Source organism: Pseudomonas sp. 2822-17, from assembly GCF_002742485.1.
In the GTDB taxonomy this organism is placed as follows: domain Bacteria; phylum Pseudomonadota; class Gammaproteobacteria; order Pseudomonadales; family Pseudomonadaceae; genus Aquipseudomonas; species Aquipseudomonas cyclaminis.
Genome location: NZ_LJRZ01000295.1, coordinates 142,335 through 168,355 on the forward strand (window position 1 = coordinate 142,335; position 26,021 = coordinate 168,355).

General features: G+C 60.8%; 25 protein-coding genes. 9 read left to right on the forward strand and 16 right to left on the reverse strand.

The window, feature by feature from the left end; genetic code table 11:
- The first annotated feature begins 133 nt into the window (after positions 1–133).
- The 3 genes from AOA60_RS04660 to AOA60_RS04670 all read left to right on the forward strand — a co-directional run bounded on the left by AOA60_RS04660 (position 134) and on the right by AOA60_RS04670 (position 2,017).
- Positions 134–478 (forward strand): pilin assembly protein, encoded by a 345-nt coding sequence (locus AOA60_RS04660; RefSeq protein WP_099583388.1) that lies wholly within the window; start codon positions 134–136, stop codon positions 476–478.
- A 272-nt stretch (positions 479–750) separates the two neighbouring features.
- Complete coding sequence (locus tag AOA60_RS04665) at positions 751–1,176, forward strand: DUF4398 domain-containing protein (protein WP_099583389.1); 426 nt, start codon at positions 751–753, stop codon at positions 1,174–1,176.
- A gap of 55 nt (positions 1,177–1,231) precedes the next feature.
- Entirely contained in the window at positions 1,232–2,017 is a 786-nt protein-coding gene (locus AOA60_RS04670; protein ID WP_099583390.1) for an OmpA family protein, read from the forward strand.
- Between the two features lie 50 nt (positions 2,018–2,067).
- Here the strand turns inward: AOA60_RS04670 and AOA60_RS04675 are convergent, their stop codons facing one another.
- The 15 genes from AOA60_RS04675 to AOA60_RS04750 form a co-directional block, all read right to left on the reverse strand.
- Entirely contained in the window at positions 2,068–2,370 is a 303-nt protein-coding gene (locus AOA60_RS04675; RefSeq protein WP_256592798.1) for a hypothetical protein, read from the reverse strand.
- A 118-nt stretch (positions 2,371–2,488) separates the two neighbouring features.
- On the reverse strand, positions 2,489–2,815 hold the full coding sequence (locus AOA60_RS04680) for a hypothetical protein (RefSeq protein WP_003172217.1): 327 nt from the start codon (positions 2,813–2,815) through the stop codon (positions 2,489–2,491).
- Positions 2,812–3,717, reverse strand: a complete 906-nt coding sequence (locus tag AOA60_RS04685; protein ID WP_099583391.1) for an alpha/beta hydrolase — start codon at positions 3,715–3,717, stop codon at positions 2,812–2,814. Before AOA60_RS04685 ends, AOA60_RS04680 begins: the two co-directional genes overlap by 4 nt.
- A gap of 27 nt (positions 3,718–3,744) precedes the next feature.
- Complete coding sequence (locus AOA60_RS04690; protein WP_099583392.1) at positions 3,745–5,022, reverse strand: flavohemoglobin expression-modulating QEGLA motif protein; 1,278 nt, start codon at positions 5,020–5,022, stop codon at positions 3,745–3,747.
- Positions 5,023–5,044: 22 nt separating this feature from the next.
- A complete protein-coding gene (locus AOA60_RS04695) occupies positions 5,045–5,593 on the reverse strand; it encodes a hypothetical protein (protein WP_099583393.1) in 549 nt (182 codons plus the stop codon).
- 16 nt (positions 5,594–5,609) lie between these two features.
- Positions 5,610–6,326: a TetR/AcrR family transcriptional regulator gene (locus AOA60_RS04700; protein ID WP_099583394.1), complete on the reverse strand. Its 717-nt coding sequence runs from the start codon at positions 6,324–6,326 to the stop codon at positions 5,610–5,612.
- 106 nt (positions 6,327–6,432) lie between these two features.
- Positions 6,433–7,935: a lysine--tRNA ligase gene (gene lysS, locus AOA60_RS04705; RefSeq protein ID WP_099583395.1), complete on the reverse strand. Its 1,503-nt coding sequence runs from the start codon at positions 7,933–7,935 to the stop codon at positions 6,433–6,435.
- Between the two features lie 80 nt (positions 7,936–8,015).
- Positions 8,016–9,111 (reverse strand): peptide chain release factor 2 gene (prfB, locus tag AOA60_RS04710; protein WP_095943132.1). Its coding sequence is split into 2 segments (ribosomal slippage): positions 8,016–9,038 and positions 9,040–9,111, totalling 1,095 coding nucleotides; the frame shifts between segments, so codons are not numbered across the junction.
- A gap of 1,205 nt (positions 9,112–10,316) precedes the next feature.
- Positions 10,317–11,318 (reverse strand): diguanylate cyclase, encoded by a 1,002-nt coding sequence (locus AOA60_RS04720; protein ID WP_099583396.1) that lies wholly within the window; start codon positions 11,316–11,318, stop codon positions 10,317–10,319.
- 51 nt (positions 11,319–11,369) lie between these two features.
- Positions 11,370–12,380, reverse strand: a complete 1,011-nt coding sequence (locus AOA60_RS04725) for a chemotaxis response regulator protein-glutamate methylesterase (protein WP_099583397.1) — start codon at positions 12,378–12,380, stop codon at positions 11,370–11,372.
- A complete protein-coding gene (locus AOA60_RS04730; RefSeq protein WP_099583398.1) occupies positions 12,377–14,647 on the reverse strand; it encodes a hybrid sensor histidine kinase/response regulator in 2,271 nt (756 codons plus the stop codon). Before AOA60_RS04730 ends, AOA60_RS04725 begins: the two co-directional genes overlap by 4 nt.
- Entirely contained in the window at positions 14,644–15,345 is a 702-nt protein-coding gene (locus AOA60_RS04735) for a chemotaxis protein CheW (protein ID WP_099583399.1), read from the reverse strand. The genes AOA60_RS04730 and AOA60_RS04735 overlap by 4 nt, the downstream gene beginning before the upstream one ends.
- A complete protein-coding gene (locus tag AOA60_RS04740) occupies positions 15,342–16,598 on the reverse strand; it encodes a protein-glutamate O-methyltransferase CheR (protein ID WP_099583400.1) in 1,257 nt (418 codons plus the stop codon). Before AOA60_RS04740 ends, AOA60_RS04735 begins: the two co-directional genes overlap by 4 nt.
- On the reverse strand, positions 16,595–17,107 hold the full coding sequence (locus AOA60_RS04745; RefSeq protein ID WP_099583401.1) for a chemotaxis protein CheW: 513 nt from the start codon (positions 17,105–17,107) through the stop codon (positions 16,595–16,597). Before AOA60_RS04745 ends, AOA60_RS04740 begins: the two co-directional genes overlap by 4 nt.
- Positions 17,107–18,729 (reverse strand): methyl-accepting chemotaxis protein, encoded by a 1,623-nt coding sequence (locus AOA60_RS04750; RefSeq protein WP_099583402.1) that lies wholly within the window; start codon positions 18,727–18,729, stop codon positions 17,107–17,109. Before AOA60_RS04750 ends, AOA60_RS04745 begins: the two co-directional genes overlap by 1 nt.
- Positions 18,730–18,944: 215 nt before the next feature.
- On the opposite strand from AOA60_RS04750, the gene AOA60_RS33810 reads away from it, so the two are divergent.
- Together AOA60_RS33810 and AOA60_RS04760 are read left to right on the forward strand one after the other, a co-directional pair.
- Positions 18,945–19,490, forward strand: coding sequence for a PAAR domain-containing protein (locus AOA60_RS33810; RefSeq protein WP_256592799.1), 546 nt, complete (start codon positions 18,945–18,947; stop codon positions 19,488–19,490).
- Complete coding sequence (locus AOA60_RS04760) at positions 19,487–20,101, forward strand: hypothetical protein (protein ID WP_099583403.1); 615 nt, start codon at positions 19,487–19,489, stop codon at positions 20,099–20,101. The genes AOA60_RS33810 and AOA60_RS04760 overlap by 4 nt, the downstream gene beginning before the upstream one ends.
- A gap of 111 nt (positions 20,102–20,212) precedes the next feature.
- Here AOA60_RS04760 and AOA60_RS04765 read toward each other — a convergent pair whose 3' ends face one another.
- On the reverse strand, positions 20,213–20,920 hold the full coding sequence (locus AOA60_RS04765) for a tellurite resistance TerB family protein (protein WP_099583404.1): 708 nt from the start codon (positions 20,918–20,920) through the stop codon (positions 20,213–20,215).
- Between the two features lie 168 nt (positions 20,921–21,088).
- On the opposite strand from AOA60_RS04765, the gene AOA60_RS04770 reads away from it, so the two are divergent.
- The 4 genes from AOA60_RS04770 (at position 21,089) to AOA60_RS04785 (ending at position 26,021) form a co-directional block, all read left to right on the forward strand.
- Positions 21,089–22,000, forward strand: coding sequence for a LysR family transcriptional regulator (locus AOA60_RS04770; protein ID WP_099583405.1), 912 nt, complete (start codon positions 21,089–21,091; stop codon positions 21,998–22,000).
- 132 nt (positions 22,001–22,132) lie between these two features.
- On the forward strand, positions 22,133–23,590 hold the full coding sequence (locus AOA60_RS04775; protein ID WP_177411512.1) for a gamma-aminobutyraldehyde dehydrogenase: 1,458 nt from the start codon (positions 22,133–22,135) through the stop codon (positions 23,588–23,590).
- Positions 23,591–23,663: 73 nt separating this feature from the next.
- Positions 23,664–24,815, forward strand: a complete 1,152-nt coding sequence (ydcS, locus tag AOA60_RS04780) for a putative ABC transporter substrate-binding protein YdcS (RefSeq protein ID WP_099583407.1) — start codon at positions 23,664–23,666, stop codon at positions 24,813–24,815.
- Positions 24,816–24,986: 171 nt separating this feature from the next.
- Positions 24,987–26,021 carry an ABC transporter ATP-binding protein gene (locus AOA60_RS04785; protein ID WP_099583408.1) on the forward strand — a complete coding sequence of 345 codons (1,035 nt, stop codon included), beginning with the start codon at positions 24,987–24,989 and terminating at the stop codon, positions 26,019–26,021.

Here is a 26,021-nt window from a genome sequence, read left to right on the forward strand (position 1 = left end):
GTCAGCATCGTTTTATGACAAGACTTTAAACCTTGCCGCTTGCAGCTAGTCTCAACTGTGAGCCGCCGCGTTATCCATGCGCGCGACTGGTCACTCATCACCGCCTGCCATCCCAGGCTTTATTGAGGTTGCCATGAAAATTCGAGAACTGGCCCAGCATTGGGAAGAGAACGCCAAGGGTCGCTTGACCAAGACCGAGTACGCCATCCATCTGGATGTCGAGGCCGCGGCTCGGTTGGCGGCCATCGCCGAGATGTACCCCAAGCGCAATACCGAAGAACTGCTCGGCGAGCTGATCGGCGCCGCCCTTGAGGAGCTGGAAGCCAGCTTTCCCTACATCAAGGGGCAGCACGTCATCGCCACTGATGAAGAAGGCGACCCGCTGTATGAAGACGTCGGCCCGACGCCACGTTTTCTCACGCTGTCTCGGCGCCATCTGCATGACTTGTCGGCCAGTGCCGACGAACCCAAGCACTGACACCCCCTTGCTAACCCTTGTACACCGGGCCTCCCAAAGGCCCGGTGTACTTCTGCGCGCAGCAAAAGTTCCAATTTTTTACGCTGACCATTCAGTCAGTTATTTTTTTAGGCAAATCGCCATCTTCTCTGAACTATTCAAAAAAGCCTCCGGTCACAGCCAGTAAGCCATCACTTGGAACAGCCGTTTGAATAGGTGCCCCGCGCTTAACCGCAGAGCCCGCCACAGCTGACCACCTACGATGGATGTTGAAGTTTTTCAGGAGTTATCCAATGGAGTTGAAGACGATGAAGACCAGCACTGCCAAATCCTCGTTTAACCACCTGCGCGGGCTTAAATTGGCCGCGCTGGCAATCGGCACCAGCTTCGTTCTGGCTGGCTGCGCCGGCAACCCTCCGACCGAACAGTACGCCGTTACACAATCTGCGGTGAACAGCGCTGTCAGCGCCGGCGGGACCGAGTACGCGGCCGTAGAAATGAAGTCGGCCCAGGACAAGCTCAAGCAAGCCGAAATCGCGATGCACGACAAAAACTACGACGAAGCCCGTCGCCTGTCTGAACAAGCTGAATGGGACGCTCGCGTTGCAGAGCGTAAAGCTCAGGCCGCCAAGGCTGACCAGGCTGTGAAGGATTCTCAGAAGGCTGTTGACGAGCTGCGTAAGGAAGGCATGCGCCCGGCTGCTATCCAGCAGAAATAAGCCGCCGCCCCTGACTGCATCGCACCTGATATCGAATTGAAAGGACGACACGACTATGCGTAAACAATTGATGATCCCTGCCCTGCTGGCGATGAGCGTTGCCCTGGCAGCTTGCTCCACCCCGCCGAACGCAAACCTGGAAAACGCTCGGACCAATTTCTCTGCCCTGCAGGCCAACCCTAACGCCACCAAAGTAGCGGCCCTGGAAACCAAGGACGCGCAAGATTGGCTGGACAAGGCTGACAAAGCCTACCGTGACAAGGAAGACGAGAAGAAGGTCGACCAGCTGGCTTACCTGACCAACCAGCGCGTTGAGGTGGCCAAAGACACCATCGTGCTGCGCGAATCCGAAGCCAAGCTGAAAAATGCCGGCGACGAACGTGCCCGCGCCCTGCTGGACGCCCGTGATGCACAGATCAAGCAACTGCAAGACAGCCTGAACGCCAAGCAGACTGATCGCGGCACCTTGGTGACCTTCGGTGATGTGCTGTTTGCGACCAACAAGGCCGACCTGAAATCCAGCGGTCTGGTCAACATCAACAAGCTGGCGCAGTTCCTCCAGGAAAACCCGGATCGCCAGGTGATCGTCGAGGGTTACACCGACAGCACCGGCGCCGATGCCTACAACCAGAGCCTGTCGGAGCGTCGTGCTGCTTCGGTACAGGTTGCACTGATCAAGATGGGTGTTGATCCACGCCGCATCGTGACCACCGGTTACGGCAAGGAATACCCGGTTGCCGATAACGGCAGCGTGTCGGGCCGTGCCATGAACCGCCGCGTTGAAGTGACCATCTCCAACGACAACCAGCCGGTCAAACCACGTTCGTCGATGGCGAACTGATTAACCGATGCTGAAAAAAAACCCACCTGACGGTGGGTTTTTTGTGCCTGTCAGACCTGGACCTGACGACCGTTATCACTGTCCGGCATCATCGCCTCCATCCCTTGGCGCCCACTCATCATCTTCCTGATCTGATCAGGGTCAGGCTGACCACCCGAACCACCAGATGAACCTGATCCGCCACCGCCCTGAGCGCCACCGGCGCCGCCGGAGAGCATTTCGAGCAGCTTCTTGAGCAGCTCCGGGTCTACTTTATCGTTTTGATGACCAGCGCCTTCAGCACCATCTCGCCCAAGGCTTTCCTGGCCCCTTGCCATTCCCAACATCTTGCCTATAGCACTAATGCCACTCACGTTTACACTCCAGAGTCCATATTCATAAGTTATTTGCCAGTCGTACTGACAGGCTAGTCAGTGGCACCTTACGAAAAACGGTTCCAGATATGTCCGGCTATTTGGAATGACGAACCTGCTACTGCTGCAGTTGCGGCGTTTCCTGCCCCATGCAGCGCACGGCCTGTTTCTTGTTATTCACCAGCACGCCGCTCAAGCCTTTTTGCTCGGTATCGAACATCACCAGCACGCCATCGACGCACTGCGCCACCTGGGCCGCGGGGGTCAGCGAGATTTTGTAGTCCTCGCCGGGTACGGTCTTGAGCATGGTGAAGTCACTGAGCAGTAACGCATCTTCCGGTTTGGCGAAGTGCAGGTAGCCGTAGTACCACAGGCAGCCGACGGTGCCGATGATGGTGCCGATACCGGTGAGAATCAGCGGGATCATGTTGCGTTCTTCGCTCATTGCGGGCTCTCTGATGAATCAACTTTAGGAATGGGGTAGTTCGCAATTTCGCCCAGGCGGCGCAGGCCGTTGAAGTGCTGCGGGTCGTCCAGGTAGCGCAGCATCACGGTTTGCCAGGTCTTGTCGGCAAAGGTCTGCACATGGCCGCCCCGGGTCAACTGCAACACCCTCGGCGCTGGCGCGGCCTGGTACAGGCGGATGCCATTGGACAGCGGCACGATCGGGTCATCCAGGCTGTGGAACAGTAGTTTGGGTACGCCGGTCAGTTGCGGCATGGCGTTGATTGCGCTGTCGGCGTCGGGCACCAGCCAGGACAAAGGCACCTGGAACGGCCATGTTAGCCAAGAGGTGCTGAGGGCGAATTGTCCTACGTCACGATAACTGGCGGGCACGCCATCCAGTACCAGCGCTTTGAGCCTGGCCTGACGCTCAGGATGCGCCGCCAGATAGTGCACCGCCAGCGCACCGCCCAGGCTCTGACCGAGGACAATCAGCGGCTGGCCTTGGGTTTCCGGGGCCGTGTCGATCCAACGGAACGCCGCATCCACATCCTCATAGATCGCCGGCAACGACGGTTTGCCTTCGGACAAACCATATCCGCGATAGTCCACCAGCAGCACTTGATAGCCCTGCTCCGGCAACCACCAACTGCCGCCGAGGTGCCAGGCCAGATTGCCGCCATTGCCGTGCAGGTGCAGCACCGTGCCTTTGACAGGCACGCCAACCTTGGCCGGCAGCCACCACGCGTGCAGCTTCACGCCATCAGCGGTGGTGAGGGTGACGTCGCGGTACGCCAGACGGGCCTTTTCCGGGGTAAAGGGCAGGCCGGGCTCGGGGTAGAACAGCAGCGAGCTGCAGCCGTTGAAGGTGAGTAGCAGGCACAGAATGCCGAGGATTCTCATCCGATGAAGCCTCGTGAATAAACGTGTTTAAAGGATATTGGAGTAATCCGCTTCGATCCGATCCAGGCTCAGGTGGTTGAGGAAGTTGGAGAAGCACATCCACGCGGCCAGCGCGTTCATGTCGCGGAACTGCTCCGGCAGGTACTTGGGTGGCACCACCAGTCCTTCATCCACCAGTTGGCGCAGGGTACGCATGTCTTCCAGGGTGGTCTTGCCGCAGAACAACAGCGGCACTTGCTCCAGCTTGCCTTTGCGCACGGCCAGCTGGATGTAGTTGTAGACCATGATAAAGCCCTTGAGGTAGGACAAATCCTTGGTAAACGGCAGGCCATTGGGCACCGAGCCACGGAATACACGGCTGGCGTTGCCATAGCTTTCGGCCATTTCAAAGCCTTGCTCGCGGAAGAACTCGAACACCTGCAGGAAGTCGGCGCCCTCTTCCACCATGTGGATGGCGCGGGTGCGGTTGGTCAGTTTGCGCAGGCGACTGGGGTATGAGGCAAACGTGATGATCTCCATCAGAATGGCCAGACCTTCCTGGGTCACAGTGGACGACGGCGGGCCCTTGGACAGAAAGGTGCAGATCGGCTGGTTCTGGCCGTTGAGGGTGGTGCCGACGTGCACCAAGCCTTCATGCACTTCCAGGGCGCGTACGTCGCGATTGTTGAACATTGCATCGGCGCGGATCTTGATGTAGTCGGCCCCCGCCGCCGCGTCGGCGACGATGCCGTCGGACTCGAACACGCGGATAGTCTCTTCCGCCTCGCCGAACACCTTGTTCAAGCGGGTTTGCAGCAGGGCGACGGCGTCCTTGGCGGTGAGGGTCTTGGCTTCGTCCTTGAGGTCGCCACGGCCATCGATATTGTTCAGGTAGTCAGAGAGCATCAGCCCCAGGTCGGCCAGAGTCGGGTCGCCAGCATGAAACGCATCGGAGGCAGCGCCGTACAATTCCTGGGAAATCAGGCCGAAGTCCTCGGTGCCGCGTGCTTCGAGCATACGCACCACCATGCGGTATTCACGGCACATGCGACGCATGATCTGCCCCACCGGGCTGAACTGGCCGAGCCGCCGGGTGATATCACGCTCAATGTTCTGGAATTCCAGCTTCACTGCGCTGGAATCGAACGACAGCGGTCGGTTCAGGTAATAGTCGCGGTCCACGGCAGGCATTGCCTTGCCCTTGGCCTTGAGGAATCCCTGGCGAATGTTGTCGTCCCACTTCACGGCGTCGAGGACGCGAATCGGTGTTTGCGCCAGCACAATGCGATCGGACAAGGTGCGTATCGTCTGCTGGTAATCGTCCACCGGGTGCTTCCTTCTTTAAACGTTATTTGCCCGCACGCCGGTAGCGCACGGCTTCAACGAACACATCGGCATTGGCCGGGTTGTCCAGGTAGGCAAACACCTGGTCCATGGGGCTATCCACCAACACGCCGTCGCCTTCGACGGTTTCTACCGTATGACCACGCAACGCCTGTTGGCCGATGGCCTGGTGGATCTGGTCCAGATCCAGGTTGTAGACCACCAATTCGTGCTTTTCGTCGAATTCGAAGCCGGCCAGGATAAAATTCCCACCGAGCTTTGTAGGCAACGGCGCCGACAGGTACCAGCGGTTGCCATGGCGCGACACGCTGAACAGGTACTCGTCGCGCTGCTCCGGCGTGGCCTTAGGGTAGCTCACGGCTTTGTAACGGTGCTCACCGGCCCGCGTGATGTGCAGGTTGAGCGGCTCGCCCCAGGCATTTTTGCTGGACCATTGGCCCAGCAACTCATCCGGCGCCGCTTCGCGGGTTGCCAGCGGCTCCTTGAAGGTCACCAGGCAACCACTGAGCAGCAGGAACGACAAGGCGATTACTGCGCTGCGCCAGGTTTTCATCAGACACCCTCCGGTGTCAGACCGAGGCCAACACCAAATGCATGTAACGCTTGAGGATCTCAAGCATCTCTTCACCGGTCAGAGGCTCTGCGCCGCCCAACAGGCCCTGATATTCCATCCGACTGATAATCGCCGTCAACACCTTGGCGTCCTGCTGCGGTTCGCGGGAGCCCAGAACCTGGAAAAACTGCCCGGTGCCCTGCAACAAAATCTGCTGGTGGGAGCGCACCAGTTCGGCCAGGCGCGGGTTCAGCAGCGCCTCCTGGCGGAACGCCTGTTCCGCCATCAGGTATTCGCGGCGGTTGATCAGTTGGCGCTGCACATAGTCGGCGGTCAGGCGCGCGATGTCATCGGCCAGCTGTGAGCGCGACTCCGGGCTGCCATCCCCGTAGGCGACCATCTCGCGCAACAGGCCTTCGTTACGCACCCACAGCTTGCCCATGAAGGCGGCGCTGCGTTCGACGTACTGGGCGAAGGTATCGGTGAGCAGGTCATCGATGTCTTTGAAATAGTAGGTGGTGGCCGACAGCGGCACACCCGCCTCCGCCGCCACCGCCCGATGGCGCACGGCACGCACGCCTTCGCGCACCACGATGCGCATGGCCGCATCGAGAATGTCTTGCCTGCGTTGCTCGCTGCCCCGACGACTGGCCTTACGGCCCTGGTACTGGACGCTTTCAGCCACGGCAGCAGCAATGCCGGCGGCGCCTTCTTGTGCGATTACGCGGTTCACGACTCACATCCTTGAATAGATCAAACCCTGGCGCTGTTTGCTTGACGCTTAAAAACGCCACATAAAAAAGCCGCCTTATAAAAGGCGGCTTCGGATTTCGCTACGTTTACACTTCTGGCCGCATATGCGGGAACAGGATCACGTCGCGGATCGACGGCGAGTTGGTCAACAACATCACCAGACGGTCGATGCCGATGCCTTCGCCGGCGGTTGGCGGCATGCCGTATTCCAGGGCGCGCACGAAGTCAGCGTCGTAGTGCATGGCTTCGTCGTCGCCAGCGTCCTTGTCGGCCACCTGGGCCATGAAACGCTCGGCCTGGTCTTGCGCGTCGTTAAGCTCGGAGTAGGCGTTGGCGATTTCGCGGCCGCCGATGAACAGCTCGAAACGGTCGGTGACGTTCGGGTTGTCGTCGTTGCGACGGGCCAGCGGCGACACTTCGAACGGGTATTGGGTAATGAAGTGTGGCTGTTCCAGCTTGTGTTCGACCAGTTCCTCGAAAATCATCACCTGCAATTTGCCCAGGCCTTCAAAACCCAGCACCTTGGCGCCGGCTTTCTTGGCAATGGCACGGGCCTTGTCGATGTCGTTGAGGTCGTCGGCGGTCAGCTCAGGGTTGTACTTGAGGATCGAGTCGAACACCGACAGGCGCACAAACGGCTCGCCGAAGTGGAAGACCTTGTCGCCGTACGGCACGTCGGTGCTGCCCAGGACCAACTGTGCCAGTTCGCGGAACAGTTCTTCGGTCAGGTCCATGTTGTCTTCGTAGTCGGCGTAAGCCTGGTAGAACTCCAACATGGTGAATTCTGGGTTGTGACGGGTCGAGACGCCTTCGTTACGGAAGTTGCGGTTGATCTCGAACACCTTTTCAAAACCGCCGACAACCAGCCGCTTGAGGTACAGCTCAGGCGCAATGCGCAGGAACATTTCCAGGTCCAGCGCGTTGTGGTGGGTTTCGAACGGCTTGGCTGCGGCACCACCGGGGATGGTCTGCAGCATCGGCGTTTCCACTTCCAGAAAGTCGCGCTGCATCAGGAAACTGCGGATGTGCGCGATGACTTGGGAACGTACGCGGAAGGTCTGGCGCACCTCTTCGTTGACGATCAGGTCAACGTAGCGCTGGCGGTAGCGCTGCTCGGTGTCGGTCAGGCCGTGGTGCTTGTCCGGCAGTGGGCGCAGGGACTTGGTCAGCAGGCGCACGCTGGTCATCTCGACGTACAGGTCGCCCTTGCCGGAACGGGCCAGGGTGCCTTCGGCGGCGATGATATCGCCCATGTCCCAGGTTTTCACCGAGGCCAGGGTTTCTTCAGGCAGCGTCTTGCGGTTGACGTAAACCTGGATGCGCCCGGTCATGTCCTGGATCACCATGAACGAGCCACGGTTGAGCATGATGCGACCTGCCACCTTGACCGGGATCGCAGCCTCTGCCAGCTCTTCCTTGGTCTTGTCCGCGTACTGTTTCTGCAAGGCATCGCAGTAATTGTCGCGGCGGAAGTCGTTGGGGAAGGCATTGCCCTTGGCGCGCTCGGCAGCAAGCTTTTCCTTGCGCAGGGCGATCAGGGAGTTTTCTTCCTGTAGCAGGGCTTGCGGGTCGAGTTGTTGGTCGCTCATGTCTTTTGAAATTCCATCACAGGTTCGTTGCCCTCAGCCTACGGCTGAGGATCGCGGGCAAGCCCGCTCCTACAGGTTCTTTAGAGGCCGGACTTCAGGCTGGCTTCCAGGTATTCGTCGATATCGCCGTCGAGCACCTTGTCGCAGTCGCTGCGTTCGATGTTGGTGCGCAGATCCTTGATCCGCGACGCATCGAGCACGTACGAACGGATCTGGTGACCCCAGCCGATATCCGACTTGGTGTCTTCCAGCGCCTGGGAAGCGGCGTTGCGCTTCTGCATTTCCTGCTCGTACAACTTGGCCCGCAGCATTTTCATGGCGGTGTCCTTGTTCGCGTGCTGGGAACGTTCGTTCTGGCAGCTGACCACAGTGTTGGTCGGTACGTGGGTAATACGTACGGCCGAGTCGGTGGTGTTTACGTGCTGGCCACCGGCACCGGATGAACGGTAGGTGTCGATGCGCAGGTCGGCCGGGTTGATCTCGATTTCCACCTTGTCGTCGATCTCTGGCGAGACGAACACCGCCGAGAACGAGGTGTGGCGACGGTTGCCGGAGTCGAACGGGCTCTTGCGCACCAGGCGGTGCACGCCGATTTCGGTACGCAACCAGCCAAAGGCGTATTCACCCTTGATGTGCACGGTCGCGCCCTTGATACCCGCCACTTCACCGGCCGACAGTTCCATGATCGTCGCGTCGAAACCGCGCTTGTCGGCCCAGCGCAGGTACATGCGCAGCAGGATGTTGGCCCAGTCCTGGGCTTCAGTGCCGCCGGAACCGGCCTGGATGTCCAGGTAAGCGTTGTTCGGGTCCATTTCATGGCTGAACATGCGGCGGAATTCGAGTTTGGCGAGGTTTTCCTCTAGACGGGCCAGTTCGGCGACGACATCGCCCACTGCGCCTTCGTCGTTTTCTTCGACGGCCATGTCCAGCAGGTCACGGCAATCGGCCAGACCGGTGTTCAGTTCGTCGAGGGTGTCGACGATCTGCGCCAGCGCGGCGCGCTCGCGGCCCAGTTCCTGGGCGTATTCGGGTTTGTTCCAGACAGCCGGATCTTCAAGCTCGCGATTGACTTCGGTCAGACGCTCATGCTTTTGATCGTAGTCAAAGATACCCCCGAATAGTTTCGGAGCGCTCGGACAGGTCCTTGATGGTGTTCAGGATCGGGTTGATTTCCATAGCGGGCAGCACTCGTTGGCGAACTTTTGAAAGCCGGCGAGTATAACGGCAAACGGGAGGGAGCGGCAGCCCGCTGGGCGAAAAGGGGGGGTTGGATTATGTTGGGGGCATATCCGTTGCTGCGGTAACGGCTGCGTATGGTTCCGCCCTTACGGCGGGTCACTTTTGGAAAGGCACAAAAGTAACCAAAAAGCCACGCCCCACCACTCGGCACCTCGCCTAGGCTCGGTGTGCCCGTAATCCGACATTGATTTGGGGGGCCGCCGCCACGCGCCATCCATGGCGCAGGGCGGCTAAACCGGCATCCCTGCCGGTTTAGCCCCCAAATCAATATCGAATTCCGGCCAGCGTGGTTGACGGGGCGATTCCCGATCAAAAGCAAGAGCGCGGCGGCCTTAGAGCCGACCGGTGTTGTGTCGGATGTACTGGGTTAAAAATGTGGGAGAGGGCTTGCCTCGATAGCTGTGGATCAGTCACAGCTGCATCAGCTGACACTCCCTCATCGGGGCATAGGTATCTACACAACTTCCCGTGGATGCTGAATCTATGGCAACTGGGCTGTTGTGGTGAGCGGGCTTGTCCCGCGCTGGGCTGCGAAGCAGCCCCATCAAAGCCACCGCGTTTTTTCAGAAAAACCAAGTTGCCTGGTTTTGGGGCTGCTGCGCAGCCCAGCGCGGGACAAGCCCGCTCACCACAGCGTTATGTATAAGCCTTTGAGAGTTGTGTAGATACCCATGCCCATCGGGGGCAAGCCCCCTCCCACATTTTTATCTCCATATATCAGATAGATCTCAGCCTACATTGAATCTGCTTTGAATCTGCTTTGGATCTGCTTTTGCTCTGGCCCTTACATCCTTTTCGCTGACGAAGTCAGCGGTCTTTTGATCTGAGCTTTTGATCTTGATCTTAGGCGCCCCGTTAAACACGCTGGCCGAACGCAGGCTTGAATCCGTGGGTAACCCGGCAGGACGCCGGGTTAGCCGCGCTGGGCCAAGGATGGCCCATCGCGGCGGCCCACGGATTCAAGCCGGAGTGAGGGCACACCGAGCCTAAGCGAGGTGCCGAGTGTTGGGGCAAGAGCCCTTTGGTTACTTTGGGGCTTTTCCAAAGTGACCCGCCGTAAGGGCGGAACCATACGCAGCCGTTACCGCAGCAACGGATATGTACTCAGCCCCCTCCCACATAGCATTAGCAAAGGCCTGAGCCTACTCAATCCCCACCTGGTTACGCCCATTATGCTTGGCCGTATACAAACCCTTGTCCGCCGCCATGATCAACTGGCGGCAATCCGTACCCTGCACCGGCGTCATGGTCGACAGGCCAATGCTGACGGTCAGGCTGGAGCCTTCAGTCGGCGCAATGTGCGGGATTTTCAGCGCCGCCACGGCCATGCGCAGCTTCTCGGCGACCATGCGAGCACCGCCCGGTGACGTGTTGGGCAGCACCAGGGAAAATTCTTCGCCGCCGTAGCGTGCCGGCAGGTCCGAAGGGCGGCTGCTGGCGTCGCGAATGGTAGCGGCAACTTTGCGCAAGGCTTCATCCCCTTCAACGTGGCCGAAGCTGTCGTTGTAGGTCTTGAAGAAATCCACATCGATCATCAGCAACGACAACTGCGTCTGATCACGCATGGCCCGCCGCCATTCCAGTTCCAGGTATTCGTCGAAGTGGCGACGATTGGACAACCCGGTCAACCCATCGGAGTTCATCAACCGCTGCAACACAAGATTCGTGTCCAGCAGTTGTTGCTGGCTGACCCGCAACGCGCGGTAGGCCGCGTCCCGCTGCAACAGCGTCATGTAAGACCGCGAGTGATAGCGGATACGCGCTACCAACTCGATATTATCCGGCAGCTTGACCAAGTAATCATTGGCCCCCGCCGAAAACGCCGCGCTCTTGATCAGCGGGTCTTCCTTGGTCGAAAGCACGATGATCGGGATGTTCGCCGTGGCCGGATGGTTGCGGTACTCGCGCACCAGGGTCAGGCCATCGAGGCCGGGCATCACCAGATCCTGCAGGATCACCGTCGGTTTGATACGGATAGCCTGGGCAATCGCCTGGTGCGGATCGGCGCAGAAGTGGAAGTCGATGTTTTCTTCATGGGCCAGGCCGCGTCGCACCGCTTCGCCGATCATGGCCTGGTCGTCGACCAGCAACACCATGGCGGCATTTTCGTCGGTCTTGACGTCGTCGATCTGTAAATCATTCATCTGCAGTCACCTGAATTACCACCTGCAAGCCAACATCACGCGAGGTCATGTTCATTGTGCAAAGACCTCCAGCAATCGGGGCGCAATTCTGTCCAGTGGGCGAATTTCAACAGCAGCATCAATTGCCGCCGCCGCTTTGGGCATGCCATACACCGCCGAGCTCTGCTGATCCTGGGCGATGGTCAAATAACCTTCTTCACGTAATAACTTGAGGCCCTGGGCCCCGTCGCGACCCATGCCGGTCAGCAGTACGCCAACGGCATCGCCATTCCAGTGGCTGGCCACGCTTTCAAAGAACACGTCGATCGAAGGCCGGTAAATCTCGTTCACCGGCTCTGCGGTATAGGCTAGCGTGCCATTCTTCAATAGACGAATGTGATGATTGGTACCGGCCAGCAACACCACGCCGCTTTGTGGCGGTTCCCCTTCGCGGGCCAGGCGCACCGGCAGTCCGGAAGCACTGCTGAGCCACTCGGCCATGCCGGCGGCGAACACCTGGTCCACATGCTGCACCAGCACAATGGCGGCGGGAAAGTCCCGGGGCAAACCCTTGAGCAGGATTTCCAGGGCAGCCGGGCCACCCGCCGACGAGCCGATAGCCACCAGGCTCTGGCGTTTGCCGGTGGTGCGCGCTGATGGGGTTTCGGTGCGCACGCGGCTGCCACGCTGGCCGATCAGCCAGCCGATGTTGAGGATTTTGCGCAACAGCGGCGCCGCCGCATCCTTGGGGTTGCCCACGCCGAGGGCCGGCGTGTCCACCACATCCAGGGCGCCGTGCCCCATGGCTTCGAACACCCGGCTCATGTTGGCCTGGCGGTCGACAGTCACCAGCAGGATCGCGCACGGCGTCTCGGCCATGATCTGCCGCGTGGCCTCCACGCCGTCCATCACCGGCATGATCAGGTCCATCAGGATCAGGTCCGGGGTCAATTCGGTACAGCGCTGCACCGCTTCCAGGCCATTGCCGGCCACCCACACCACCTCGTGCGCGGGCTCGAAGCTCAAGGCGCGACGCAAGGCCTCTACCGCCAGGGGCATGTCATTGACGATCGCAATCCTCATGCCCGCGCGCCTCCGATCAGCTCCACCACGGCGTCCAACAACGCGTCGTCGTGGAAGCTGGCTTTGGCCAGGTAATAATCGGCACCGGCGTCCAGCCCACGGCGACGGTCCTCTTCACGGTCTTTGTACGACACCACCATCACCGGCAACGATTGCAGGCGAGTATCCCGGCGCAAGAGTGTGACCAATTCAATACCGTCCATGCGAGGCATATCAATGTCAGTGATCAGCAGGTCGAAGTCTTCGGAGCGCAAGGCGTTCCAGCCGTCCATGCCATCGACTGCAACGGCCACTTCGTACCCGCGATTAAGCAGCAATTTACGTTGCAACTCACGCACGGTGAGCGAGTCATCCACCACCAACACGCGCTTGCGCGGCGCCTCGGTGACCTGCTGGCTGCGCCGGGCGATGCGTTCGAGGCGTCCGGTGTTGAGCAGCTTGTCCACCGAGCGCAGCATGTCTTCCACATCGACAATCAACACCACCGAGCCATCATCGAGCAAGGCACCGGCGGAAATGTCCTGGACCTTGCCCAGGCGGTCATCCAGCGGCAATACCACCAGGGTCCGCTCGCCGATGAAGCGTTCCACGGCGATACCGTACACCGCATCGCGCTCGCGGATCACCACGACTTTCAGGGTCTCGTCGTTATTCTGCCCCGGCGGGCGCTGCAACAACTGGCTGGCGGCGACCAGGCCGACATGCCGGCCCTCGTGCCAGAAATGCTGGCGGCCTTCCAGTTGCACGATCTCGTCGGGGGCCAGGTCGCACATGCGTTCGATATGCGCCAGGGGGAATGCGTAGGCTTCTTCGCCGACTTCCACCACCAGGCTGCGCACCACCGACAAGGTCAGCGGCACTTCCAGATGGAAACGGCTGCCCTGCCCCGCCGTCTGCTCCAGCACCACCGCGCCGCGCAGTTGGCGGACCATATGCTGCACCGCATCCAGCCCGACCCCGCGCCCGGACACTTCGGTGACCTTGTCACGCAGGCTGAACCCCGGCAGGAACAGAAACGTGAGCAACTCCTCTTCACTGAGGGTCAGCACCGTTTCCAGAGTGGACAAATGCCGGTCGACGATGGTGCCGCGCAGGCGCTCCAGGTCGACGCCATTGCCGTCGTCGCTCAGTTCCAGCACCAGTAAACCGGCCTGATGGGAAGCACGCAGGCGGATCAAGCCTTCGGCGGGTTTACCGGCGAGCAGGCGCTGGTCAGGCATTTCGATGCCGTGATCGACGGCATTGCGCAATAAATGGGTGAGTGGCGCTTCAAGTTTTTCCAATACGTCGCGGTCGACCTGGGTCTTTTCGCCCTCGATCTCCAGGCGCACTTGCTTGCCCAGGCTGCGGCCGAGGTCACGCACCATGCGCACCTGCCCGGCCAGCACATCGGCAAACGGACGCATGCGACAGGCCAGCGCGGTGTCGTAGAGCACCTGGGCGCGCTGCCCGGCCTGCCAGCCGAACTCATCCAGCTCGGCGGTTTTTTCCGCCAGTAGCGCCTGGGCTTCGCTCAGCAGGCGGCGGGTATCGGCCAGGGCTTCCTGGGCTTCGAGGTTCAGATCCAGGGTCTTGAGCTGGCCGTCCAGGGCATCCAGGGCGCGCACGCTCTGGCTTTGAATGCGTTTGAGGCGCTGCATGCTCGCCAGGTACGGCTTGAGACGCTGGGTTTCCACCAGGGACTTGCTCGACAGGTCCAGCAGGCTGTTAAGCCGCTCGGCGGTCACGCGCAGTACACGCTCGCCGCCTTCGGTCATGCGTTTGCCCTGGCGCGGCGGATCGCTGGCCACTGGCGGCGCGGGTTCGGGTTCCGGCGGGAGCTCTTCAACCACCGGCGCCGGCACAACGGGTGGCGGCGCGACCTTGGCGGTCGGAAGGGACGGGTCCAGCAGACGCTCCATCAACGCCACATAAGCTTCGATGTCCGCTGGTCCCACGGTGTTGCCAGGGGTGGCGATGCGCATCAGCAGGTCGGTGCCTTGCAGCAAGGCGTCGATATGTTCAGGTTGCAGGTACAGACGACTTTCCTGGGCGCTGACCAGGCAGTCCTCCATGACATGGGACACGCTGACCCCAGCGTCCACCCCCACGATGCGCGCCGCCCCCTTGAGCGAGTGGGCCGCGCGCATGCAGGCTTCCAGTTGGTCGGCCTGGGTCGGGTTGCGCTCCAGGGCCAGCAGGCCCGCGCTCAGCACCTGGGTCTGTGCATCGGCTTCCAGGCTGAACAGTTCCAGCAGCGAGGCATCGCGCATCTGGTCGGGGGTCATGTGAGGCTCCGGGTCACGGCGGACAACAATTGCGCCTCGTCCAGCCAACGCAGGCTGCGGCCCTTCCACTGCAACACACCCTGCGTGAACCGTGCGCTGGCCTGGGTGCCGGACGCCGATGCAGCCTGCAAGGTGCGTTCGTCGATAGCATGGATGCCGTCCACTTCGTCCACCGGCACCACCACCGGGCCATCCTGCGCGGCGATGATCAACATGCGCGGCATGATTCGCCCACCGCTGGCGCCGTTGCCGGTGCTGTCCAGGCCGAGCAGTTCCACCAATGACAGGCACGCCACCAGCGCCCCCCGCACATTGGCCACGCCGAGCAAGGCGCGGGACCGCTGGTGCGGCAGCGAGTGAATCGGTTGCAACGGCGCCACTTCCACCAGGCAACGGGTAGCAATGCCCAACCATTCTTCGCCGAGACGGAACATCAGCAACGAGCGGGTGACGATCTCTTCGTCGACTTCAGCCGCAGCGGCCGGACGACGGTCGTCCTGCTGCAAGGCGTAGCGATCCAGCAGGCGCGTGGCGGCCGCCGAATACACGGCGCAGTTGCGGCAATGAATATGATCCACCAGCAGCGGGCAGGACTTGTCGCCGTGGATACCGATGCGGTTCCAGCAATCGTCGATGGCCTGGGTGTCGGCCAGGGTCAGGTCCAGGCCGGCGGTGTCGAGCGCGTCGGGGCTACTCATCGTTTGGACTCACTGTCTGCTCGCTCGCTACGGGCGGCCCGCGCCTGCAAACGGCGCGCCCCCGCACTGTCGCCCTGGGATTCGAGCAACGCGGCCAGGTGCATCAAGGCCTGCGGATGCTGGGGTTCCAGGTATAAGGCTTTTCGATAAAAACCCTGGGCTTCCAGGGCGCTGCCGGCCACATCGCTGAGCAGCCCGAGCCAGTAAAACACCTGGGCGGCTGGCGGGTGGCTGTTCAAATACTGCTCGCAGGCGGCACGGGCCTCGGCACTCTTGCCTTCGTTGGCCAGGGTGGCGATACGGCTGAGCAAGGTGCTTGCGTCGGAAGGCGGCGGGGCCTTGATCGGCACCACCTGGGCGCTGACGGTGCTGAACGGTCGCGGCTTGACGGGGATCGGTGCCGCGCTGCGCTGAGGCGCCGGCATGGGCACGAACACCGGTTCAGGCTGGATCGGCTCGGCGTGCCGGCTGAAGGCAAAGGACTGCGGCACCCCAATCGAACGCATGCCGTGGCGCCCCAACAGGCTGCCCTCGGCCGGGCCGATAAACAGGACGCCGTCCACGTGGGTCAGGCCCTTGAGCACATCGAACACTTGTTTTTGGGTGGGCTGGTCGAAATAGATCAAAAGGTTGCGGCAAAACACGAAGTCATAGCTCGCCTCGTTCGCCAGCAGCGTCGGGTCGAGCAGGTTGCCGACTTGCAGACGCACCTGCTCGCGCACGCGGTCGGCGATATGGAACCCGTCGTCGTGTTCAATGAAGTGGCGGTCGCGATAGGCGATATCGCTGCCGCGAAACGAGTTTTTGCCATACACGCCGCGCCGCGCACGCTCCACCGACAGCGGGCTGACGTCCAGGCCCAGCACCTTGAACTGGTGCGGCGCCAGGCCAGCATCAAGCAGGGCCATGGCGATCGAATAGGGCTCTTCGCCAGTGGAGCACGGCAGGCTGAGGATACGCAGTGCACGCATCTGCTTGATCTCGGCCAGACGGGCAATCGCCAATCGGGCCAAGGTCGCAAAGGATTCGGGGTAACGGAAAAACCAGGTCTCGGGGACGATCACCGCTTCGATCAGCGCTTGCTGCTCGTCGTGGGAGCTTTGCAGGTGCTGCCAGTATTCACCTGGCGTTCGCGCCTGTACGGCCTGGCTGCGCTGGCGCACCGCACGTTCGATGATGGCCTCGCCGACCGACGCAACGTCCAGGCCGATACGTTCCTTGAGGAAGGCAAAGAAGCGCGGGTCGTTGCTCATACGCTCAGCTCGGCAGAAAACAACAGGGCGCGCACGTCGTCGGTGAGCACGTCATTCACGCCAATCCATTGCATCAAGCCCAAGGCATCCTCCCGCACAGGCCCCAGGTAGCGCGCCTGGTGGTTATCCAGGCCATAGGGCTGGAATTCGGCGGGGTCGCAACGCAGGGTATCGGTGGCCTGTTCGAGGATCAGCCCCAGCCGGCGGGATTCGACCCAAGGTTGCGGCTGGTAATTGACCAGCACCAACCGCGTGCTGGTGCGAGCCTGCGCCGGCGTACCGAAGGTCAGCGCGCTCAGGTCGATCACCGGCACCAACGCCCCACGGTGGGCAAAGATGCCAGCCACCCAGGAAGGCGCATGGGCGATGGGCTTGAGCGGCAGGCGCGGCAGCACCTCGGCCACTTCGGTGGCCTTGAGGACATAACGTTCGCTACCGATGTGAAACACCAGGAACAACGCCTTTTTCGCTGCCGGGACGGCGCCGCGTTTAGCCGCGAGGTCGCTCATCAGACTTTGAAACGCGACACGCCGCTGCGCAGACCCACCGCAACCTGGCTCAGTTCATCAATCGCAAAACTGGCCTGGCGCAGGGATTCCACGGTCTGGCTGCTGGCATCCCCCAGTTGCACCAGCGCGTGGTTGATCTGCTCGGCGCCGGTGGCCTGGGCCTGCATGCCTTCGTTGACCATCAACACCCGCGGCGCCAGGGCCTGTACCTGATGGATGATCTGCGAGAGTTGCTCGCCCACTTGCTGCACTTCGAACATGCCGCGGCGCACTTCTTCGGAGAACTTGTCCATGCCCATCACGCCCGCGGACACCGCCGACTGAATCTCGCGCACCATCTGCTCGATGTCGTAGGTGGCCACGGCGGTCTGGTCGGCCAGGCGACGCACCTCGGTTGCGACCACGGCAAACCCACGCCCGTATTCACCGGCCTTTTCAGCTTCGATGGCGGCGTTCAGGGACAGCAGGTTGGTCTGGTCGGCGACCTTGACGATGGTCACCACCACTTGGTTGATGTTGCCGGCCTTCTCATTGAGGATCGCCAGCTTGGCGTTCACCAGGTCGGCAGCGCCCATCACCGAGTGCATGGTCTCTTCCATGCGCGCCAGGCCTTGCTGGCCGGAACCGGCGGCCACCGAAGCCTGGTCGGCAGCAGTGGAGACTTCGGTCATGGTGCGCACCAGATCCTTGGACGTGGCGGCGATTTCCCGCGATGTGGCGCCGATCTCGGTGGTCGTTGCCGCTGTTTCAGTGGCGGTGGCCTGTTGCTGCTTGGAGGTGGCGGCAATCTCGGTCACCGAGGTGGTGACCTGTACCGAAGAGCGTTGCGCCTGGGAAACCAGGGCAGTGAGTTCGGTCATCATGTCGTTGAAGCCGGTTTCCACCGCACCGAATTCGTCCTTGCGCTCAAGGTTCAGGCGTTTGCTCAGATCGCCCGTGCGCATGGTGTCGAGGATTTCGACGATACGCTGCATCGGCGCCATGATTGCGCGCATCAGCAGCAGGCCACACAGGCCGGCGGCCAGGATGGCGATGATCAGCGACACGCCCATGCTGATCTTGGCCGACAGCACGGCGTCGTCAATGGCCGCGGTGGCACGGTCAGCGACGTTTTTGTTCTCGGTAATAATGTCATTGAGCTTCATGCGACCTTCGGTCCAGATCGGCGTCAGTTGCTCTTCAAGCATTTCACGCGCAGCGGGCAGGTCATTGTTCTGGACGCGGTCCAGTACTCGCTCAAGGACCTTGTTGTAATTGATGTGTGCGGCCTTGAAGTTGTCGAACTCCATGCGGTCAGCCTGGCTGTGCACGGTTTTTTCGTAGCTGGCCATCTGCTGCTCGATGCGCGCTTCGAAGGCCTTGTAGTCGTTCTTATCGGTATTGGTGAAGGTTTTATCCTCGCGCAGACCAATGATATCGATGGTCTGCAGATAACTGTCGACCCACGCACTGCGGATCATGGAACTGAGGTAAACCCCTGGCACCGCATCGTCTCGGACAGCTTCCTGGCTGACTTCAATCTTCAGCAACCGTGAATAGGAGACCACGACCATTAACAGCATGATGGCGATAATGACCGCAAAACTTGCCAGGATGCGTTGGCGCAAGGTCCAGTTCTTCACAGTATTTCCTCGAAGGGCCATTCAAATGGAGGGGAGTATAGCTGAGCAGAAGGCCTCATTAATCAACGGGTTTTGATGTAGCGCTCACAGAATGCAAAAACACCCTGATGGTGATTACAGAACCCGCCTACGCCAAGCCAAGAATCGTCCGACTACCAAGCTTTTTTTTCCTCACCTAGCGTGCCTGTCCCAGCTAACAAAAGGACATATCTGGCATGCGACGCTACTTTATTACCCGAGGGGCCAGAACGACTGCAGGCGGTACCGTCGTCGGTGGTTTGATTGGCTTCGCCATCAAGCAAGTCGACATTGCCCTTGAAGGCCACGAAGTGCGTTGCCCTGTGTGTAAAACTACGGGCACCATTGTCTGCGTGGGGCCACGCCGTGAGCAGTGGGCACGGGGACAAAGAGTGGCGCTATCGGACGATATCTGTCAGTGCAAATGCGATCCGCCCCCTCGTCTGATTGCCGACCAGTTAGAGCGTTATCAGACGCTTAGCGGCGAAGAAACCTCCGTACAAAACAGTGCCGCTCCTACATCGCCCCCAGCGTCAATACCTCGCACGACGCCTGCCTCAGCGTCAAAGCCAGCGCCTGCGATATTCAGCGAGGTGCTCGACTCTTCTTGCGAACGCAGTTGGCGCACCTACCAGAAGCAGGCAGAAGAAATTGTGGCGCCGGGCGGCACGCTGATCGCTGATGATCGGTATCTGATCGAGCAAGCACTTGAAGATATCGCCGAAGGTCGTGGCGTCCAATGAGGTGGATCGCGCAGATGAATTGGCGACGTGTCGGCCTCTGGTCGGCCGCCGTAGTCCTTTTCGTATGGCTCGCGATATTCTTCGGTGCCGATGATCCGGAAATCGCGCTGACGCCCGGCGAGCCCTGGGAAGACATGCGACAACGTTCCAGCGCAAAGATCGGCCCCTCCATTACCGGGCATCATTGGTTCAGGACTCCCAGGTCAAATGCCCGATTGCGACTCGTAGACGCTGAATATGGATTCGTGACACCTCTCGCTCGCTTTCTCACGGTAGGCTTCGGTAACGGACGGGTCGAAGGCATTCGCATGTCCCCTCAAATCGAACCGCTGTTGATAGACGACGCCCTGCAGGTCGTACTGGACCTACAGGAACAATGGCGCAAAGGCGGCTGGATCCCCATTCACGTAAAAGACGACCCTCCCTTTGCCGACACACCTCAATGGCGTGCGCGACTACGCAACGTAAACAAAGGGGGTACGTCTATATGGCAGGCCGCAGACAAATATCAGGTAATGCTGGTGGTTAATCGCTTCAAGGATGTTCGAAATCCCACTCAAGAACGCTATCTGATCAAACTACAGCTGGCCGCACCCTGGATACCGCAATGATCCAATACCTGCTTGGACGACACAGGAGAGCGGGAATGGAATAGCGCTCGCAAAGCAAATGTGGGAGGTGACTTGCTCACCTCCCACATTTGGATTTGTGTGCATGCGTGCTTATTGGTTGAGCCGCACCTGCTTTTCCAGCTCCAGCTTCAACCCAGGCTCCAGTTTCAGTTGGCGGGCCAGTTCGTCCAGATACGCTTTTTCCATAAAGTTTTCTTCGTCTACCAGCATCACGCTGGCGATGTACATTTCGGCAGCCATTTCCGGGGTGCTGGCGGCACGAGCGACATCGGCGGGGTCAAGGGGTTTGTTCAGCTCGGCGTGCAGCCAGTTGTGCAGTTCGCGGTCGTTGTCCAGCTTGGTGAACTCGCCTTCGATCAGTTCGCGCTCGCGTTCGTCCACATGACCGTCCGCCTTGGCCGCTGCGACCAGCGCCTTGAGAATGCCCTGGCTGTGTTGCTCGACCTGGGCCGGTGGCAGGCGGTCGATGGTCTGCGGTTCGCCCTTGGGCGCATTGGCTTGGTTGGCCTGCCAGTTGCCGTAGGCCTTGTAGGCAATCACACCCAATGCGGCCAGCCCGCCATAGGTCAGGGCTTTGCCGCCGAATTTGCGCGCCTTTTTATTGCCCAGCAACAGGCCCATGGCCCCCGCCGCCAGGGCGCCACCACCGGCACCGCCGAGCAGGCTGCCCAACCCAGCGCCGCCCAGCAGACCGCCCAAAGCACCTTTATCGTCTTGCTTGCGTTGGCCACCAGCCTTGTTTTGCAACATGTCCTGGCCGGACTTGAGCAACTGATCGAGCAATCCACGGGTATTCATTCGTAGCCTCCAGACACTTGGGTTCATTGGACCAATAGGCCACCAGCGTAAAACTAAGTGCCAAAAAGCCCCGATCTAGAGTGCTTCCAGATGTAACGCCGCTGCCGTTCGCTAAAACCGATATACACTCGGACAAATCTATAAAAACACCCCACTGGTAATTCCAGCATGATGACCTTGCGTCAAATCCGGCACTTTATCGCCGTGGCCGAGACCGGCTCAATCTCGGCCGCCGCGCAGACCGCGTTTATTTCCCAGTCGACGCTGACCCTGGCGATCCAGCAATTGGAGCAGGAAATCGGCGTCAACCTGTTCAACCGCCACGCCAAGGGCATGACCCTGACCCACCAGGGCCACCAGTTCCTGCGCCAGGCGCACTTGATCCTCGCCACCGTGGACAACGCCAAACGCAGCCTGCAACAAAGCACCGACCAGGTCGCCGGCCAATTGATCATCGGCGTGACCAGCCTGGTGGCCGGCTACTACCTCGCCGACCTGCTCACCCGTTTCCAGCGCGCCTACCCCAACGTGGAGATCCGTGTGATGGAGGACGAGCGCCCATATATCGAACACTTACTCGTCAGCGGCGAGATCGATGTCGGCGTGCTGATCCTTTCCAACCTGGAAGACCGCCACGCCCTGCAGACCGAAGTGCTTACTCACTCGCCCCACCGCCTGTGGCTGCCGGCGCAGCATCCGCTGCTGGAACACGACAGCATCAACCTTGCCGATGTCACGCGCGAGCCGCTGATTCAGCTGAATGTCGATGAAATGGGCCACAACGCACAGCGCATGTGGGCCAGCGCCGGACTACAACCGCGCGTTACGTTACGCACCGCCTCGACGGAAGCCGTCCGAAGCCTGGTGGCGGCAGGCCTGGGCCTATCGATCCAGCCGGACATGACCTACCGCCCATGGTCCCTGGAGGGCGACATTATTGAGGCGCGACCGATTGCGGATCTCAGCCAGACCCTCGACGTAGGCCTGGCGTGGCGCCGTGGCACGGCGCGACCGGCACTGGTGGACCCGTTCCTCACCGTCGCCCGGGAACAGCCCCATCCACGCAAGCCATCTATTTAATCGAATGCTGCATTCAGTATTTAGTATTTGTTGACCTCGCGCCTGACCTCTAGTCTCTGTGCATCCATAAGAGAAAGGTCAGGCCCTCGTAAGAGAACGCCCATGGCCACACAAGAAAAGAGATCGCGAAAAATGTCCGGCGCGTCTACCCCGCTGCTTACTGCATTGCTGATTGACGGCGAACTGGTCCACGGCCAGGGTTTTGCCGAGCCGATCCTCAACCCGGCCACCGGTGAAGTGCTCACCCAGATCGCCGAAGCCAGCACCGAGCAGGTGGAATCGGCCATCCTCGCCGCCCACCGTGCATTTGCCGGCTGGTCACGGACCACGCCGCAGCAACGTTCGAACATTCTGCTGGGCATCGCCGATGCCATCGAAAAACAAGCCGACTACCTGGCCCGCCTGGAATCCCTGAACTGCGGCAAGCCACTGCACCTGGCGCGTCAGGATGACTTGAGCGCCACCGTCGACGTGTTCCGCTTCTTCGCCGGGGCCGTGCGCTGCCAGACCGGGCAACTGAGCGGCGAATACCTGCCGGGCTACACCAGCATGGTGCGGCGCGACCCGATTGGCGTCGTCGCCTCCATTGCGCCGTGGAACTACCCATTGATGATGGCCGCGTGGAAGATCGCGCCCGCCCTGGCTGCCGGAAATACCCTGGTATTCAAGCCGTCGGAACACACACCGCTGTCGATCCTCGCCTTGGCCCCCGTGCTGAAGGACTTGTTACCACGCGGTGTCATCAACATCCTGTGTGGCGGCGGCGAAAGCGTGGGCAGCCATCTGGTCAGCCACCCGAAAGTGCGCATGGTGTCCCTGACCGGCGATATCGTCACTGGGCAAAAAATCCTGCAGGCCGCGTCGAAAACCCTGAAACGCACGCACCTGGAACTGGGCGGCAAGGCGCCGGTGATCGTGTGCAACGACGCCGACCTGCAAGCCGTGGTCGAAGGCGTGCGCGCCTACGGTTATTACAACGCCGGCCAGGATTGCACCGCCGCCTGCCGCATCTACGCCCAGGCGGGGATTCACGACAAGCTGGTCGCCGACCTCGGTGCGGCGGTCAGCAGCCTGCGCTTTGCCGGCAAGCGCGATGCCGACAACGAACTGGGCCCGCTGATCAGCACACGCCAGCGCGACCGCGTGGCCAGCTTTGTCGAGCGCGCCCTCGGCCAGCCCCATATCGAACGGGTCACCGGCGCCGCGGTGCATTCCGGCGCGGGCTTCTATTACCAGCCAACGTTGCTCGCCGGTTGTAAACAGAATGATGAGATCGTGCAGCGCGAAGTGTTTGGTCCGGTGGTCACGGTGACCCGCTTCGACGAGCTGGAACAGGCGGTGGACTGGGCCAACGACTCCGAGTACGGCCTGGCCTCCTCCGTATGGACCCAAAACCTGGACAAAGCCATGCAGGTGGCAGCGCGCCTGCAATATGGCTGCACCTGGATCAACAGCCATTTCATGCTGGTCAGCGAAATGCCCCACGGCGGCTTGAAGCGCTCGGGGTATGGGAAAGATCTGTCCAGCGATTCGCTACAGGACTACAGCGTGGTGCGCCACATCATGGCCCGCCACGGCCAACATCTTTAAAACAACAACTAAGCTTCTGCGTCACCGGTTGCACACAACTGCCCCGACCATAATTAAAGAAGAGGGAACCCCCATGTCCGCGCACAAGACCGCACTGCTCAGTGCCTTGACCACCGCGCTGCTGGCCAGCGCCAGCATTCAGGCCGCCGAACCGCTCAAGGCGGTAGGCGCCGGTGAAGGCCAGCTGGATATCGTCGCCTGGCCTGGCTATATCGAACGTGGCGAAAGCGACAAGGCCTACGACTGGGTCACTGGTTTTGAGAAGGAAACCGGTTGCAAGGTCAATGTGAAAACTGCCGCCACTTCTGACGAAATGGTCAGCCTGATGGCCAAGGGCGGGTATGACCTGGTCACTGCGTCGGGCGATGCGTCGCTGCGGCTGATCGTCGGCAAGCGTGTGCAGCCGATCAACACCGCGCTGATCCCCAACTGGAAGAACATCGACCCACGCCTCAAGGATGCGCCGTGGTACGTGGTCGGCCAGCAGACCTACGGCACCCCGTACCAGTGGGGCCCGAACGTGCTGATGTACAACACCAACGTGTTCAAGACCGCGCCCACCAGTTGGAATGTGCTGTTCAACGCCCAGAACCTGCCGGACGGCAAGCCGAACAAAGGCCGCGTGCAGGCGTATGACGGCCCGATCTACATTGCCGATGCGGCGCTGTACCTCAAATCTACCCAGCCGGAACTGGGCATCCAGAGCCCGTATGAGCTGACCGAAACCCAGTACAAAGCCGTGCTCGACCTGTTGCGCGCCCAGCAACCGTTGATCCACCGCTACTGGCACGACACCACCGTGCAAATGAGTGACTTCAAGAACGAAGGCGTGGTGGCCTCCAGCGCCTGGCCGTATCAAGTCAACGGGTTGGTCAACGAGAAACAGCCGATTGCCTCGACTATCCCCAAGGAAGGCGCCACCGGCTGGGCCGACACCACCATGTTGCACAGCGAAGCCAAGCACCCGAACTGCGCTTACAAGTGGATGGACTGGTCGCTGCAGCCGAAGGTCCAGGGCGATGTCGCGGCGTGGTTCGGCTCGCTGCCGGCGGTGCCTGCGGCCTGTAAGGAAAGCGAACTGCTGGGTGCCGAAGGGTGCAAGACCAACGGGTTCGACCAGTTCGACAAGATCGCCTTCTGGAAAACCCCGCAGGCAGAAGGCGGCAAGTTCGTGCCCTACAGCCGCTGGACCCAGGATTACATCGCGATCATGGGCGGCCGCTAAGGGTCCAGAGACTGCTTCTTGTGGTGAGCAGGCTTGCCCTGCGCGGGGCAAGCCCGCTCACCACAAAAGCCCGATTTTCACCGTTTCAGCGCAGCACACATGCATCCTCGTTTTTTCAGAAGCCCAGACCGGGCCGCTGCGACGGCCCATGCTTTTTTGGAGCACCGCACCATGACGCTTGCAGTCCAATTCACCCACGTTTCCCGTCAGTTCGGCGAAGTGAAGGCCGTTGACCGGGTTTCCATCGATATCCAGGACGGCGAGTTCTTTTCCATGCTCGGCCCTTCCGGCTCGGGCAAGACCACCTGCCTGCGCCTGATCGCCGGGTTCGAGCAGCCGAGCGCCGGCTCGATCCGGATTCATGGCGAGGAGGCCGCCGGCCTGCCGCCGTATCAACGCGATGTAAACACGGTATTCCAGGATTACGCGCTGTTCCCCCATATGAACGTGCGCGACAACGTGGCCTACGGCCTCAAGGTCAAAGGCGTGGGCAAGACCGAGCGACTGAACCGCGCCGAAGAAGCCTTGGGCATGGTCGCCCTCGGCGGTTATGGCGAGCGCAAGCCGGTGCAACTTTCGGGCGGTCAACGCCAGCGTGTGGCCCTGGCCCGCGCCCTGGTCAATCGCCCCCGCGTGTTGCTGCTCGACGAACCGCTGGGCGCCCTCGACCTCAAGCTGCGCGAGCAGATGCAGAGCGAGTTGAAAAAGCTGCAACGCCAGCTGGGCATCACCTTCATCTTCGTCACCCATGACCAGACCGAAGCCTTGTCGATGTCTGACCGTGTGGCGGTCTTCAATAAAGGCCGCATCGAACAGGTCGACACCCCGCGCAACCTGTATATGAAACCGGCCACCGCATTCGTCGCCGAATTCGTCGGCACCTCCAACGTGATTCGCGGCGAACTGGCCCAGCGCCTGAGCGGCAGCGCGCAGCCGTTTTCGATCCGTCCGGAGCATGTGCGGTTCGCCGAAGGCCCGCTGGGTGCCGACGAAGTTGAAATCAGCGGCCTGCTGCATGATATCCAGTACCAGGGCAGCGCCACCCGCTATGAGCTGAAACTGGAGAACGGCCAGGCGTTGAACATCAGCCAGGCCAACAACCAGTGGCTGGACATCAGCAGCGGCCATCAGGTCGGCCAGCCGATCACCGCGCGCTGGGCGCGGGAAGCCATGACGCCGCTGACCGACACTGCAGGCGAGGTGTGA